The organism is Staphylococcus sp. GDY8P196P, from assembly GCF_017891705.1.
Taxonomy (GTDB): Bacteria; Bacillota; Bacilli; order Staphylococcales; family Staphylococcaceae; genus Staphylococcus; species Staphylococcus ureilyticus.
Window position 1 is genome coordinate 81128 of record NZ_JAESJS010000012.1, and the last position, 15459, is coordinate 96586.

Here is a 15459-nt window from a genome sequence, read left to right on the forward strand (position 1 = left end):
TTATGAATATTTTCGAATCAATTTTAACTATTTTTGCTAAGTTCTTTGCTTTTATTGGTACTATTTCAAGTGTTAAACCTTGTACAGGTTTTGCTGATGAACCTGAGATTCCTAAAGAGTTAACAGATTTATATAAATAAAATAATAGTTACTTAGAAAGTGTGTATAATATGGCGGTTTTAATCTTAGTAGTTATATTAATAATACAAGCAATTATTTTACTTTATAATATGAAGCTTATAAGCGGGATTAGTTATACTGTGAAGGATTATATTTCTATTATTGGAATTATAATCCTTTCTGCTATCTTATTTCTTACAATTGAATCACAAGCTGTTCTATTTCTATTCTTTGCAAGTTTAGTATTTATGTATTATAAAAACAAATTTCTTGGTATTGTTACCGCAATGATTTGTTTTTTTATTTTGTACATGGCAAATTTCACAAGTTTGTGGTTAAGTAGTCTAATTGTAGACATAATAGTTATTAAATATAACTTTTCAATATTTTATGCTATCACATATATTATATTTTCATTAATTTACGCATACATAGCAAAATTTTTTATAAAACGACTCTCTTTTTCAGATTTATCTTTGAATAAATTATATTTAATATTAGTTAGTTTATTTCTACTTATTATCTTAGGGTTGATATATTTTTACTTACCAAATCAAAATGTTTCATTTGGTGATGCTAAATTTATTTCAATCATGTATGCTGTGGTTATCATTACTACGGCAATTTTAATCATTACTATTTCCTTTAGCATTATACGTCAAATCCAATATAAACGTAATATTAAAGAAATAGAAAATTATTATAAATATACGTTACAAATTGAAAAGATTAATAATGAGATGCGTAAGTTTCGGCATGATTATGTTAATATCCTTTCAACATTATCTGATTATATTCGAGAAAATGATATGGAAGGTTTACGCAAGTATTTCAATGAAGAAATCATACCTATGCAAGATAATATGCAAATGAAAACACTTAAAATTAATGGTATTGAAAATTTAAAAGTCCGTGAAATTAAAGGTTTAATCACAACTAAAATATTACAAGCTCAAGAAAAAAATATAAGATTAAGTATTGAAGTTCCAGAGCCAATTGAAAAAATTGATATGCCTATTATCAATTTGAGTAGAATTATTGGTATTTTATTAGACAATGCTATAGAAGCTTCAGAAAAAATAGAGGATGATCCTCTAATTCGCATTGCTTTTATCAAAAATGAAGACGATTCAGTTATGTTTATCATCATGAACAAATGTAAGCCTGATATGCCTAGAGTACATACTTTATTCCAAGAAAATTATTCAACAAAAGGAAAAAATCGTGGTTTAGGATTATCTAACTTAAAAGAAATAACCGATGCAACTTCCAATGTTTTATTAGATACAACTATAGACAATAACTACTTTATTCAAAAAGTAGAAATATTAAATTCTAATTCATAAGGATGTGTAAATATGAAAATATTCATTTGTGAAGATGATGTAAGACAACGTGAAAATATAGTTTCTATTATCAATAATTACATCATGATAGAAGAAAAACCAATGGAAATTGAAGTAGCTACGTCAGATCCTTATGAGGTATTGGAACGTGCAAAGGAACTTAAAGATATTGGTTGTTATTTTCTTGATATACAATTAGAGGCCGATATTAACGGTATTAAATTAGCAAGTGAGATTAGAAAATATGATCCTGTGAGCAATATCATATTTGTCACAAGTCATAGTGAGCTCACTTATTTAACCTTTGTATATAAAGTTGCTGCTATGGATTTCATCTTCAAAGATGATCCTGACGAATTAAAATCCAGAGTGATTGATTGCCTCGAAACTTCAGAAACTCGATTGAAATTACTTTCAAAAGAAAGCACGGTTGAAACAATCGAACTTAAACGCGGCAGCAATTCTATTTATGTACAATACGATGATGTCATGTTCTTTGAATCATCTTCGAATTCGCATCGTTTGATTGCTCATTTGGACAATAGGCAAATTGAATTTTATGGTAATTTAAAAGAAATTGATAATTTGGACGAGCGTTTTTTCAGATGTCATAATAGTTTTGTTGTCAATAGACACAATATTGAATCCATTGATTCTAAGTCACGTATTGTTTATTTCAAAAATAATGAACACTGCTATGCTTCTGTACGTAATGTTAAAAAAATTTAATACATAAACTAAAAGGCTGAGACTACAAAAATGTCTCAGCCTTTTAACATCACTCTTCAATTTATTGTGTGAAACTCATATATGCGTTTAGCTTAAATCAACCTTCAACACCCATTCAACCTTCAACACCCATTCAACCTTAATCACCTTAACTTGAGAGAATTATTGCAGTCCTTCCCTTTCTTGTTAAAAATCAAGTAACACTTGAACTTCATCTAAAGTAGGTATACTCTCAATAGCGCCATATTTTGTAGTAACTTTTGCAGCAACGATGTTACTAAATTGAAGCATAGTTCCACCTTCTCGTTTTAATGCTTCTATCGGATTGATAATATCAGATGCTGCTAATCTATTAATTAATGCACCTACAAAAGCATCACCGGCACCAGTCGTATCTATTGCTTTCACTTTATAACCACCATGACTATGCACGGTACCATCTTTGAAATGAATTTCAGCACCTTCTTTACCCTTAGTGTATATAACAGCTTCTACACTACCTTGGAATAACCAAGCGATTGCTTCTTTTTCATCTTTTTTTCCAGTGACGAATGACAATTCTTCGTCTGAAATTTTAAGTATATGTGCTGATGGCAAGAATTCACGAATTGCATTTTTACATTCCGCTTCACTTGGCCATAATGGCAACCGTACGTTAGGATCAAATATAATCGTACCATTTGCTGATTTCACTTTATTTATTAACGATTTATGCGCTTGTTTCATTGGACTATCTACGAGATCAACAGAACAAAAATGTAACATATCATTTTCTGTTACAGTTATTGCATCTATATTGCTAGGTTGATATAACATATCTGCTGATGGTTTACGATAAAATGAAAAATCTCGTTCTCCTTCTTTGGTTAAACTTACAAATGCTAAAGCTGTGTTCGCTTCATCTGTTCGTCGGATATAGTTTGTAGACACACCAATATTACTTATTGTTTCTACAATTAAATCACCAAAAGCATCGTTTCCTAACTGAGTGATCATAGCTGCTTGACCACCTAATTTTGTGGTTGTACAAGCAACGTTACAAGGTGCGCCTCCTACTTGTCTTGTAAACCCTTCTACGTCTTTTAATTTTGAATCTTTTTGATTAGGAATAAAATCGATAAGTGCTTCACCGATTGCAAGTAAACGTTTCATTTATTGTCCACCCTTTATATCATATTTTGTGAAATTGAGAAAGGCTTGCCCAGATTCAGTAGAAGCTTTAAATCCTATCGCATCATCATCTGTAAAAATTCTTGAAGTCATTACACGTTCACCATCATTACAAAATAATTCAATACTAGATGTATCAACGAACATTTGTAATTGTGATAAAGGTGTATCCAAATAAGTGCTACGTGTTTTACCTTCTACTGGTTCTGGTAATGCGCCACTTTCACTACGATCTAATGTAATTTTTTTGTTTTTTGTATTATAAGCGATACGTAAAGATTGTGATTTTGAAGCTCTTATTTCAAAATATATTTCAGTAGCTTCGTTTTCCAAGATATCAATAATCAATTCAAATTGTTTACCTTCATATGGTTTTAAGAATCGCGTAAATTTATTAGCGTAACCTAATGCTGTTTCTTTATTCGTTCTTAATTGTTGAAGTGCTTTAATAGGACGTTGTTTTAAATTGCCTTGTTCAATTGTCAAAATACGCGGAATTGTTAAACAATGCGCCCAACCATCTGAATCTGTAGGATAGGTCACTTCTGGTAAGCCCATCCAACCAATGAGTATTCTGTCGCCAAATTCATCTGTAAAAGTTTGAGGCGCATAAAAATCAAAACCATAATCTAATTCATGAAAATCACCATGATCCATAACAAGGTGATCTATGTCGTATTGCCCCATAATATAACCAGATTGGTAAATATTCCTAAATTTTTCACCCTCCGGTTCAATACCTTGTGGACAAAATAACAGTAAATCGAAGCCATCTAAATTAAAATAATCTGGGCATTCCCACATAAAACCAAACGCCTCAAGCTTTGTTTTTATTTCTCCTTGAAATGTCCAGTTCACAATGTCTGTTGATTGGTATTGAAGTATTCTTCCATATCCTTCTTCATTTTGTGCAGCAATGACTGCATAGTAAATTCCATCTTTAACAAACACTTTAGGATCTCTAAAATGTTGTGTATATCCTGACGGCGGTGCTGCTATTACTGCTTTTGGAAATTTTTGAACCTCGCCATTATCGAGTACTTTAGCTATATGTTGTGTCGACTTTCTATTCCAATTTTCATCTCTATGATTTCCTGTATACATATAATACAAGTTATTGTGATATGTAAATGCGCTGCCGCTATAAACACCATGACTATCATCTTTTGTATCTGGTTTTAGTGAAATCCCTTGATCTTCAAAATTTATTAAATCTTTACTTTTATATGTATACCAATATTTCAAACCATGGACTGCTCCTAAAGGAAACCACTGGTGTGAGATGTAGTATTCTCCTTTATAATAAATTAGACCGTTAGGATCATTTAAGAGTCCTGTTTTCGGCTGAATATGAAATAATTGTCTATATTTAGATTGATTCACAAGCTCAGTTAATTCATCCATTACTTCTTGATCAATATCTTCGTAACGCTGATAACGTTCATCTCTTGTCCATTCACTCACTTTATTTCCTCCTATTATTAACTACTACTTTCCGGATATTGTCCATCTCAATTCAACTCAGCATAACATTTATGCATCATTTGTTTTTATTTCATTCCTATTTAATTAGATTTGTCTTTTTATCGATTCAAAGCGCTATGGCTTCTCTTCTTCAATATCATTACACCTTGTATGATGTTTAATCAATATATGATTCCTATGTCTAAGACCACATCAGATCAACAATGCTTAACATAAGTTCTGTTTCATCAACATTCATCCCTATAAATAGTTTCTAACTTAATATTAATATTAGTATAGCTTTATTAAATGCCTTAATTTAACTTTTCGCACATTATTTTGACATCATAAATATTCATATAGACTGTAATTGAAATGATATTCTATCATCTGACAGACAATTCGCTTTGATATGTAAATCATTTTTACTATCTCTTCCAATCAATCTACTTGGCACTGTAAACATCCTCTATTTTATCATATTGTAATCCCTTTAAATACTATTAAAAATCAAAGTCAACTTGCTTTATAAACACTTTTAACAATTGACAACTTTATGAATAACACTTTCAAAAAATCATCAATATACTTTGTTAGTTTTAAGTAAATTTATAAATAGTTCAACTCGGACTAACCTCGTTTAACCTTACAACGCGTGTAACTAAATGAGAAATTTTTATAGAACTAAATAAAGTCCGAAACATAAAATATGTCTCGGACTTTTTTTCTGTAGTCAGCCTTTAACGAAGTGAAATCACTTCATATAGCATTGTGTTTTATCTTATTCAGATATCCAAATTTAGTTTTATATCACTAAGCTTTCTGAACAGTGATTGTCCAAGAAGCATCATCAAGTTGTTCATAATTAGTAACTGGGTAACCTTCTTCAGCTGCCCAATTTGGAATTGCTTCAGTTGCTTGGGTACAATCAAAATCAATTTTTAATTCGTCCCCGTTCTCTAAAGTAGTCATTTTCTTCTGTGCTTCAATCAAAGGAAAAGGACAAACCATACCTACTGTACCTAATTCATATACCATAATGAAATCCTCCTAAAAAATAAAATTTACGTCGTCTGTGTTTGTGTAGAAACTTTTTGCGTTGTAGATTTTTGAGCTTTTTTCATTGGTTTGATAAATATGAAGTAACTCATAAACCAAGCACCTAATATCATTGATGCAAGCGCGATCCAACCTTTCCAAGACATTGTAGCTGTTTCAACTAAACCATTTCCGATAGAGCAACCGCCTGCTACTGATGCACCAAATCCCATACATACGCCACCAATAACACTATTGCGGATTGTTTTTTTATCTGGTAATCTCCACTTAAATTCTCTAGCACCTTTTGCTGCAATATAAGAACCAGCAAAGATACCTAAAACAAGAAAGACACCCCAATCTAATAGTTGGACATCACCAGTTACAAAGAATTGAACAATGTTTGCAGATGGTGTTGTAATGCCTAAACCGTACATTCTACCAGTAGATTCACTCACTGGCCAAGCCAATAATGCAATGAGTCCAACTGCAATAGCTGCAACAAATGGATGGTATTTTTTTTCAAATAAATAATAGCGAATTCCTGTAAATTTTTGTTTTAACTTTGGTACGGCAAATTTGGGTTTTGGTTTGCGTAGTGTTTTTACAACAAATATGAGCGTTATCATTGTTAATAAAGTGACCCAAATCCATGTAGGAATACCTGTAGTTTGAGCCATACTTGTATTTACATTAGTAGGTTTATTGATACCGTCCATTAAAGGTAATAATAAACCAAATTTAGTAGCAGCTGATGTAAATGCATATGCAATAAGTGCTATCCAACTACCAATTAATCCTTCTCCTGCTCTATACCATGTGCCAGTTGCACAACCGCCTGCTAATATAATGCCAATACCAAAAATAAATGAGCCAATAACCGTACCTATGATTGGATATGTGGACTCTGGTATTTGCACTAACCCTGTTGAAGTTAAAACGAGTAGTCCGATACTTTGAACGGATATTGCTATTAATAAGGCATAAAACATTTTATTACTTTTTTGGATATACATATCCCTAAATCCACCAGCAAGACAAAACCGTGTACGTTGCATGACAAACCCCAAAAGCCCGCCTACGATTAAGCCACTGATTACTAACCACGTCATAACATTACCTCTTTTCCGATGAAATCAATATGAATTATCATATTAGATTTACAGTGAAATTTCAACCTTTCTGTTTTAAGTCTTATGAAAAGATGTGCTATGAAAACTTGCTAGTAAAAAAACTTTGCATAGACAACTAAACATCAAAAATGTTTGCATCTATACAAAGTTAATATTAAAAATTATTATTTATTACTGTAATTTTTCATAAAGAAAAGTAAAGATTGTAGTTCAATCCCTAAATCAATATGATGAACTTGAACATCTGATGGCGTATAAACACGTGTTGGTGTAAAATTTAAAATCCCTTTAATGCCAACTCCAACTAATGTATCTGCAACTTGTTGTGCTGCATTTTCAGGCGTTGTTAATATCACGACATCAATTTGCTCTTGCTTTAAGACATCGGTGATTTTCGAAAATGGGCTTACAACCACATTGCCTATTTGTGTTCCTATCACATCATCTCGTATATCGAACGCCTCTGTAATAGTCATTTCATCATGAATAGAAAAATTATATGTTAGTAATGCTTTACCTAGGTTCCCTACACCTACGATGGCTATTTTAATTTCATCATTTTCACTTATTTCATTTTTAAAAAAATGTAACAAGCTATCAATATTATAACCATACCCTTTTTTGCCTAATTCACCAAAATAAGAAAAATCACGACGAATTGTTGCAGAATCAATGTTCAAACCTTCACTAATTGTTTTAGAATTAACTCTGTCTATCCCTTTAGATTTCAAAGTATTGACGAATCTATAATATAACAGTAACCGTTTTAACGTGGCACGAGGAATCTTTTCGCTTTGGTTAGCCAAGATCTTGTCCTCCTATACTATAATGTCTAATTAATCTTATAATTACTACAACATTATACATTAATACATTATAAAAATAAACACTGGTAGTTTTAACAACACGCAGAATACGGTAGAATGATAATGAATAGAGAGGTGCAAAATCGGATGATATTATTACAATTAAATGACATTACTAAATCATTCGACGGAGAAGATATTTTTAACAATGTAGATTTTGAAGTGAAAACTGGTGAACGTATTGGTATCGTAGGACGTAACGGTGCTGGTAAATCTACATTAATGAAAATTATTGCTGGCGTCGAAGGTTATGATAGTGGACATATTTCAAAAAGTAAAAATTTAAAACTTGGTTATTTAACACAACAAATGACACTCAACACAAACCAAACTGTGATTGAAGAAATGTCTAAACCTTTTGAAAATATGAAAAAGCTAGAAGCTGAAATGAAAAAAGAAACAGATTGGTTAGCACAACATGCAAATGCATATGATACAGACGAATATAAAAGTCATATCGATCGTTATGAATATTTATCCAATGAATTCGAACAACAGGATGGATATCAATATGAAAGTAAAATAAAAACCGTTCTCCATGGACTGAATTTTACTGAAGCGGATTTCAATCGCCCTATTAATGATTTTAGTGGTGGTCAAAAAACTAGGCTTTCATTAGCCCAAATGTTATTAAGTGAACCTGATTTATTATTACTTGATGAACCTACTAACCATTTGGATATGGAAACAACACAATGGTTAGAAAGTTATTTAAACTATTTTAAAGGTGCTATTGTTATCATTAGCCATGACAGATATTTTTTAGATAAAATAGTCAATCAAATCTATGATGTAGCCCTTGGCGATGTGCAACATTATATAGGTAATTATAAACAATTTATTGAAAAAAGAGATAAGTATTATGAAAAACGCATGCAAGAATATGAACGTCAACAAGATGAGATTAAACGCTTAGAAACTTTTGTTGAGAAAAATATAGCAAGGGCTTCAACTACTGGTATGGCAAAAAGCCGTAGAAAAATGCTTGAAAAAATGGAAAGAATCAATAAACCAATGGTTGATGCCAAAAGTGCTAATATCCAATTTGACTTTGATAGAAATACAGGAAATGATGTTTTCCATATCAAAGATTTAGATATTGGATATGAGCAGCCAGTTACCAAAGGTATCAATATTGAAGTGACTAAAGGAGACCATATCGCCATTATTGGGCCTAACGGTATTGGAAAATCAACTTTAATCAAAACAATTGCAGGTATTCAACCGAAATTGAACGGAGAAATCACTACTGGTGCAAATTTAAAAATCGGTTACTATGACCAAAAACAAGCTGAATTCAAATCTAGTAAAACAATACTAGATTATCTGTGGGACCAATACCCTTCAATGAATGAAAAAGATATTCGCGCAGTACTCGGCCGATTTTTATTTGTACAAGAAGATGTTAAAAAAATCATTAATGACCTTTCTGGCGGTGAAAAAGCTAGATTGCAATTAGCTTTATTAATGCTTGAGCGTAACAATGTACTTATCTTAGATGAACCTACAAATCATCTCGATATAGATTCAAAAGAAATGTTAGAGCAAGCATTGGATCATTTTGAAGGTACGATTTTATTTGTTTCTCACGATCGTTATTTTATCAATCAACTTGCAAACAAAGTTTATGATTTGGACATTCATGGTGGCACTATGTATTTAGGCAATTATCAATATTTTATTGAGAAGAAAGAAGAAAATGAAGCAATTCAAGCTAAAAAGGAAAATGAAACTTCACATCAAACAAAACCAATAGAATCACAAAATGATCATTATACCGATCAAAAACTTCAAAAACGTGAACAACGCCAAATTGAAAGACAAATTGATGAATGCGAAACTAAAATAGATAACTTTGAAACTAAAATCAATGAAATCAATGAAATGCTAACTCTACCAGATATATACAGTGATCCAGAGGAAGCAAAGCGTTTAGCTAACGAGAAAGAAAATAACGAACAAGCATTAGAACAAGTTATGTCAGAATGGGCAGAATTACAAGAAAAGTTAATTTAAAGCATATTTGAACTAAAAGTACGAAAATGAAAAATTCATTTTTCGTACTTTTTTATTAACTTTTTACACATTAACTATTCACAACTTTAACCCTATCATCAAAGCTATCCACAGAGTTATCCTAGTTATACACAGGTAAAATGTTACTTTTTCGCCAATGAATATTCAGAAAACAATGTATGTCCACACATTTGCCCACGACTTATCAACAAGTTATACACTAATTGTTGATAAGTACGCACGTTCTCTATTGACATCTATAAATATTTAACTTAAATAGCGATTTGTATATCAATTTATTTCATGACATAATAAAGCATATTAATCTAGTATGAGGTGAAACTTATGTTTCCTATTCTTTGGTTCCTAATCGCTTTAATAATTGGAACAACTCTTTTATTTATTATCACAACAATCATTGCCAATAAAAAGTTAATACATGATATCAAACCTTTATGGTCCTTAAGAAAGCCTTTAGAATCTTTTGTACGACCAAATCACAGGTATAGTTATCAATTCGATACATATAAACACCAGTTTGATGAAACAAATCTGATAGATGATAAAACTTACGCAGACTTGAATTTAAAAGCCCTTTTCGACAGCATGAACTTTAATTTCACTGCTATTGGTGAGATGCGTTTATATGCAACTTTAAGGAAAATGTTTACCATTCATAATCAGATGTTAATTCAAAAATTTAAAAATGACGAACTTTTTCGACTAAAGATATCGACCCACCTTGCTAAAATCGGTAAAGCAATTTATCCAACGTTCCCTGATCAACTAACCACAGTGAAACGCAATCATCTGTATATGTTGACTACATATTTACCGTTAGTCTTTTTACTGTTTGCATTTTTAAAACCTGAAATCGGTATTCTTTTAACTATACTTGTTGCTATATTTAATATGATTTTAAGTGGCGTACTCAAAAGGACATTTGATCAAGACTTAAATTCATTATTTTATACATCAAATGTTATTAAAAAGGCTTATGCAATTCACAAAATAGATGGTGCCCCTACCATTGATGTTGACTTTAGTCATTTTAAAGTTGCTCGTAGGCTAAGTGGTCTATTGGGAAGAGTAAATACAGCAGAAGATTCTATGGTATTTGCATTCTTATTAAAAGCAATATTTATGTTGGACTACCATATCTTCCATTTAATACAACATAGCTTTAAAAAATATGAAGCTGAAGTTATGGCGTGTTATGAATATATAGGAAGTATAGACAATCACTATGCAATAGCATTGTGGAGAGAAACATTAACACAATATGCATTGCCTCAAGCAAGTAATGATGATTCAGTAGAATTTGAAGCACTTACACACCCACTGCTTGTCGATGCTATTTCTAATGATTTAGTAATTAATAGTCATATATTATTAACTGGTTCGAACGCGTCAGGCAAGTCAACATTTATGAAAGCAATCGCCTTAAATCTTTTACTCGCTCAAACGATAAATACAGTTACAGCAAAGTACTTTAAATATAAAACTGGCTTAATTTTCACCTCCATGGTGAACCAAGATGATATCTTGTCTGGCGATAGTTATTTTATGACAGAAATCAAATCTATTAAACGATTGTTTGATTTAAAAACAGAGGATAAAATTTATTGCTTCATTGATGAAATATTTAAAGGGACTAATACAACAGAACGAATTGCCGCTTCTGAATCCGTGTTAAATTATTTAGGCAATAGCCAAAATTACGAAATCATAGCTGCGACCCATGATATTGAATTAGCTACATTATTAGAATATCAGTACAAAAACTTTCACTTTAACGAAACCATTTATGAAAATGAGATTGCTTTTGATTTTAAAATTAAACCTGGCAAAGCAGATACAAGAAATGCAATTGAATTATTAAGAATCTTAAAATTTCCTAATCAAGTATATACACGTGCTAAAACATCCTCCAATCAATTCCTTTAAGTCTTAGACCGAATCATTTAACTATAAATGCGCTAATAAATACAGAAAAGGAACAATGAAGTTTATATTCGCTTCATTGTTCCTTTATTTGCTTTAACTATTTTATTCAGCATTAATCATCCAAGTAATACCGAAAGGATCATTAAACATGCCATATAATTCTGACCACTCCGTTTTACCTAACGGCATTGCCTCTTCACAACCAGCTGCTATTGCATTGTTAAAGAAATCGATGGCTAGTTGTTTATCCGCTTCATTACTGTGATCAAATGTAAATGTTACAATTGCACCACTATTATCGATTTTTTTATTTTTCCATGTGTCACTACAATAAAATGTTTCACCTAAAACTTTAAATGAAGCATTCATTGTAAAGTTTTTGTCTACTTGGAATTCTTCTGGCATATCTTTAAACATTTCATGGTCACCACCAATACGTTGAATATCTGTGGCACCTAAATTTTTTTCATAAAAGTCTAATGCTGCTAAACTATTTTCAAAATTAAAATACTGAACTGATTTCATTGATAAGCCGCCTCCTGATAATGTAATTCTAAATTTACATTATTCTATATAGTATGACTATACATTAAAATATATACCCCTTTTTTAATATTTAAACATTTGAACTTAATAATATTTATAATGTACATATTTTTTTATTTAACGAAATACATAGCATTAAACTTTTAAAAAAGAAGTAGAAACATCAAACATTGATTTAATATTCCTACTTCCTAATTTCATATATAATTAATCTAAGCTGTATCCATTTTTATAGAGATAATATCATATTAAGTTAATATTACACTAAATGAAGTGATTACATTTTTAAATGTTCATCCTATCAAGTTTAATTGTTTATTGAAAATTGCTCTATATCCATATCATTAAATCCATTTAATGACATGTCACCAACATATCCAGCTTGATATAAATAATGTGCTGCAGCACCAATCATAGCAGCATTATCTGTACAAAGTTTTGGGCTCGGTATTCGCAAATTAATCTCATGTTGCTTACAGGATTTATCAAGCGCTGCTCTTAAACCTTTATTACTGGCGACACCACCCGCAATAATTAACTGTTTCACATCATATGCCTCACAAGCTGACACTGCTTTGCCAACTAAAACTTCGACAACACTATTTTGAAAACTCGTTGCTACATCTTCAGGTTTTATTTCAGCTCCTTTTTGTCGTAAATTATGCAATTTATTTATGACTGCACTTTTTAATCCACTAAAACTAAAATCGTAACTATTAGCCTCTAACCAAACTCTCGGGAAATTATAGCTATCTTGACCTTTTGCAGCTAATCGATCAACTTGTGGCCCACCTGGATAGCCTAAACCAATCGTTCTCGCCACTTTATCATAGGCTTCGCCAACAGCATCATCTCTAGTTTCTCCTATGACTTCAAAATTCAAATGATCTTTCATGTATACTAGTTCAGTATGCCCACCTGACACGATTAATGCTATTAAAGGAAATTGTAATGGTTGTTCTAAATGATTCGCATAAATATGTCCTGCAATATGATGTACAGGTATCAATGGTTTATCGTAAGCAAAAGCTAACGCCTTAGCTGCATTAATGCCTACTAACAATGCACCTATGAGTCCAGGACCCTGAGTTACCGCTACTGCATCTATATCTTCCATGGATACATTTGCTTCATATAATGCTTGATCAATTGTCGTTGTAATACCTTCCACGTGGTGCCGGCTAGCGACCTCAGGTACCACACCTCCAAATCGCTTATGACTTTCAATTTGACTCAATACAATATTACTTAAAATTTCTGTGCCTTGCTTAATAATGCTTACACTTGTTTCGTCACAACTTGACTCAACTGCTAAAATCAATGTTTGATTACTCATTTAAATTCACCCACATCACTATTGCATCCTCACCTTCACCATAATAGTTCTTACGTTTGCCTCCAAATTGGAATCCTAAATTTGTATACACATGTTGTGCCACCACATTATCTATCCGAACCTCTAAACTCATAATTTCACATTTGGTTTGTACATAATTCATCGCATATTTTAATAATAATTGTCCTAATCCATAGCCTCTATATAATTCATCTATCGCAACTGTTGTAATCTGCGCTTGATCTATCACTATCCAAATGCCAATATAACCAATAATCACATTATTAAACTCAATTATAAAATAATGTGCAAACTCATTCTGTTCTATTTCATGATAAAAAGCATCGATTGTCCAACTACTGTTGTTAAAACTATTTCTTTCAATATCAAATACTTGAGGTACATCCTTCATAGTCATCAAGCGTATATTTAGTTCTTTTTCTGTTGGTTTAACCAATTTCTTTCGGCCTCTGACAATTTAATATAATTGGGTTTAAATTGATGTATATCTTCAGTAGTTTCAACTAAATGCTTCATATATTTTGCTTTTGGTATATTAGGTATGCAATCACTATCTAATAAATCTTTTACTTTTTCAGTGTCTATGCCAACAAATACATATGGTTTTCCCATTCTATGTAATAAGTTGAGAAGTTCTTGTATTGGTAAATATTGATCTTCTTCTACTTGGAGCAATTGATTTCCATTATATCGATAAACTCCACTGTATACTGCTTCTCTACGTGCATCAAATATCGGCACCAAAAGTCGTTCATCGTCTTGAACAGTTGCAGCTAACGCTTTTAGCGAAGAAACACCATATAGTTCAGCATTCAATGCATAGGCCAAAGTTTTAGCAACCGTTACGCCAATTCTAAGTCCAGTATAAGAGCCAGGTCCTTGCGCGACAATAATCGCATTTATTTCTTCTTTTGCAATTCCACTCTCATGAAACAACTGTTGAATCGCCGGCATTAACTGAGTAGAATGATTTTGCTTCACGTTAGTATTGATTTCACCTAGTACTACATTATTTTGCATAACTGCAACAGACAACGGTTGATTAGATGTATCAATCAACAGATAAATCATATTCAACGGCCTCCTTTAACGTTTTGTAATGTTGACCTACTGCTTTCATCTCTATATTTCTTGTCGTTTCATTTATGGTTTTAATATTTATAGTTAGGTGATTATTTGGTAAAAATGATTCGATAAATTCACTCCACTCAATCAATGTGACAGCTTGATCTTCAAAATATTCATCAAATCCCAAATCTTCTTCACTATCTTCTAATCTATAGCAATCCATATGATGTAACTTAAATGCATTTCCTTGATAAGATTTAATGATGTTAAACGTTGGAGAATTTATATTGCGTTTTACGCCCATAGCTTTACCAATAAATTGCGTTAATGTTGTCTTACCAGCACCTAAATCACCATTTAATAAAATAATGTCCCCTGCAGATAAATGTTTCGCTAACAATTTTGCAAAATGTTCCATACTTTCTAAATCATTTATTTTAATCATATGTCTCTCCTTTTTTAACGACACTTCCAAATCGATTGGATTAGTGTCGCATATGCTTGTGCATCGCTCAAGTATTTCTATTTACTTCCAAATCAATAATGATGAATAAGAAAAGTTTTAAATTCACTAACATTAAAAGTGACTACTTTCTTATTGATTTTTATCAGCACTAAATGATCATCTATTACTTTAATACTTTATTATCATTAAATTA

15 protein-coding genes are annotated in these 15459 nt (G+C 31.5%); 5 read left to right on the forward strand and 10 right to left on the reverse strand.

Annotated elements, in window-relative coordinates; genetic code table 11:
* The first annotated feature begins 2 nt into the window (after positions 1–2).
* The 3 genes from agrD to agrA are packed head-to-tail and all read left to right on the forward strand — an operon-like array spanning position 3 to position 2195.
* Positions 3–140, forward strand: a complete 138-nt coding sequence (gene agrD, locus KA814_RS08335) for a cyclic lactone autoinducer peptide AgrD (RefSeq protein WP_064209762.1) — start codon at positions 3–5, stop codon at positions 138–140.
* Between the two features lie 30 nt (positions 141–170).
* Positions 171–1466, forward strand: coding sequence for a quorum-sensing sensor histidine kinase AgrC (gene agrC, locus KA814_RS08340; RefSeq protein ID WP_064209763.1), 1296 nt, complete (start codon positions 171–173; stop codon positions 1464–1466).
* 12 nt (positions 1467–1478) lie between these two features.
* Positions 1479–2195 (forward strand): quorum-sensing response regulator AgrA, encoded by a 717-nt coding sequence (gene agrA / locus KA814_RS08345; RefSeq protein ID WP_046208006.1) that lies wholly within the window; start codon positions 1479–1481, stop codon positions 2193–2195.
* 186 nt (positions 2196–2381) lie between these two features.
* On the opposite strand, the gene KA814_RS08350 is transcribed toward agrA, so the two are convergent.
* From KA814_RS08350 to KA814_RS08370, 5 genes are all read right to left on the reverse strand, one after another.
* Positions 2382–3347 carry a carbohydrate kinase family protein gene (locus KA814_RS08350; protein ID WP_107521818.1) on the reverse strand — a complete coding sequence of 322 codons (966 nt, stop codon included), beginning with the start codon at positions 3345–3347 and terminating at the stop codon, positions 2382–2384.
* A complete protein-coding gene (locus tag KA814_RS08355; RefSeq protein ID WP_064209765.1) occupies positions 3348–4829 on the reverse strand; it encodes a sucrose-6-phosphate hydrolase in 1482 nt (493 codons plus the stop codon).
* 813 nt (positions 4830–5642) lie between these two features.
* Positions 5643–5867 (reverse strand): sulfurtransferase TusA family protein, encoded by a 225-nt coding sequence (locus KA814_RS08360; RefSeq protein WP_019469551.1) that lies wholly within the window; start codon positions 5865–5867, stop codon positions 5643–5645.
* A 26-nt stretch (positions 5868–5893) separates the two neighbouring features.
* Positions 5894–6979, reverse strand: a complete 1086-nt coding sequence (locus tag KA814_RS08365) for a YeeE/YedE family protein (RefSeq protein WP_064209766.1) — start codon at positions 6977–6979, stop codon at positions 5894–5896.
* 185 nt (positions 6980–7164) lie between these two features.
* Positions 7165–7806, reverse strand: a complete 642-nt coding sequence (locus KA814_RS08370; RefSeq protein WP_210122719.1) for a redox-sensing transcriptional repressor Rex — start codon at positions 7804–7806, stop codon at positions 7165–7167.
* Positions 7807–7953: 147 nt separating this feature from the next.
* Between KA814_RS08370 and KA814_RS08375 the strand changes: the two genes are divergently transcribed.
* Together KA814_RS08375 and KA814_RS08380 are read left to right on the forward strand one after the other, a co-directional pair.
* Positions 7954–9882: an ABC transporter ATP-binding protein gene (locus KA814_RS08375; RefSeq protein ID WP_064209768.1), complete on the forward strand. Its 1929-nt coding sequence runs from the start codon at positions 7954–7956 to the stop codon at positions 9880–9882.
* A gap of 345 nt (positions 9883–10227) precedes the next feature.
* Positions 10228–11829, forward strand: coding sequence for a MutS-related protein (locus KA814_RS08380; RefSeq protein ID WP_064209769.1), 1602 nt, complete (start codon positions 10228–10230; stop codon positions 11827–11829).
* 102 nt (positions 11830–11931) lie between these two features.
* Here KA814_RS08380 and KA814_RS08385 read toward each other — a convergent pair whose 3' ends face one another.
* The 5 genes from KA814_RS08385 to tsaE all read right to left on the reverse strand — a co-directional run bounded on the left by KA814_RS08385 (position 11932) and on the right by tsaE (position 15245).
* Positions 11932–12354 (reverse strand): VOC family protein, encoded by a 423-nt coding sequence (locus tag KA814_RS08385; RefSeq protein WP_064209770.1) that lies wholly within the window; start codon positions 12352–12354, stop codon positions 11932–11934.
* A gap of 328 nt (positions 12355–12682) precedes the next feature.
* Positions 12683–13711 (reverse strand): tRNA (adenosine(37)-N6)-threonylcarbamoyltransferase complex transferase subunit TsaD, encoded by a 1029-nt coding sequence (gene tsaD, locus KA814_RS08390; RefSeq protein WP_064209996.1) that lies wholly within the window; start codon positions 13709–13711, stop codon positions 12683–12685.
* Positions 13704–14168 carry a ribosomal protein S18-alanine N-acetyltransferase gene (gene rimI / locus KA814_RS08395; RefSeq protein ID WP_064209997.1) on the reverse strand — a complete coding sequence of 155 codons (465 nt, stop codon included), beginning with the start codon at positions 14166–14168 and terminating at the stop codon, positions 13704–13706. Before rimI ends, tsaD begins: the two co-directional genes overlap by 8 nt.
* Complete coding sequence (gene tsaB / locus KA814_RS08400; protein WP_064209998.1) at positions 14141–14803, reverse strand: tRNA (adenosine(37)-N6)-threonylcarbamoyltransferase complex dimerization subunit type 1 TsaB; 663 nt, start codon at positions 14801–14803, stop codon at positions 14141–14143. The genes rimI and tsaB overlap by 28 nt, the downstream gene beginning before the upstream one ends.
* Positions 14784–15245 carry a tRNA (adenosine(37)-N6)-threonylcarbamoyltransferase complex ATPase subunit type 1 TsaE gene (tsaE, locus tag KA814_RS08405; protein ID WP_064209999.1) on the reverse strand — a complete coding sequence of 154 codons (462 nt, stop codon included), beginning with the start codon at positions 15243–15245 and terminating at the stop codon, positions 14784–14786. Before tsaE ends, tsaB begins: the two co-directional genes overlap by 20 nt.
* Positions 15246–15459: the final 214 nt, after the last annotated feature.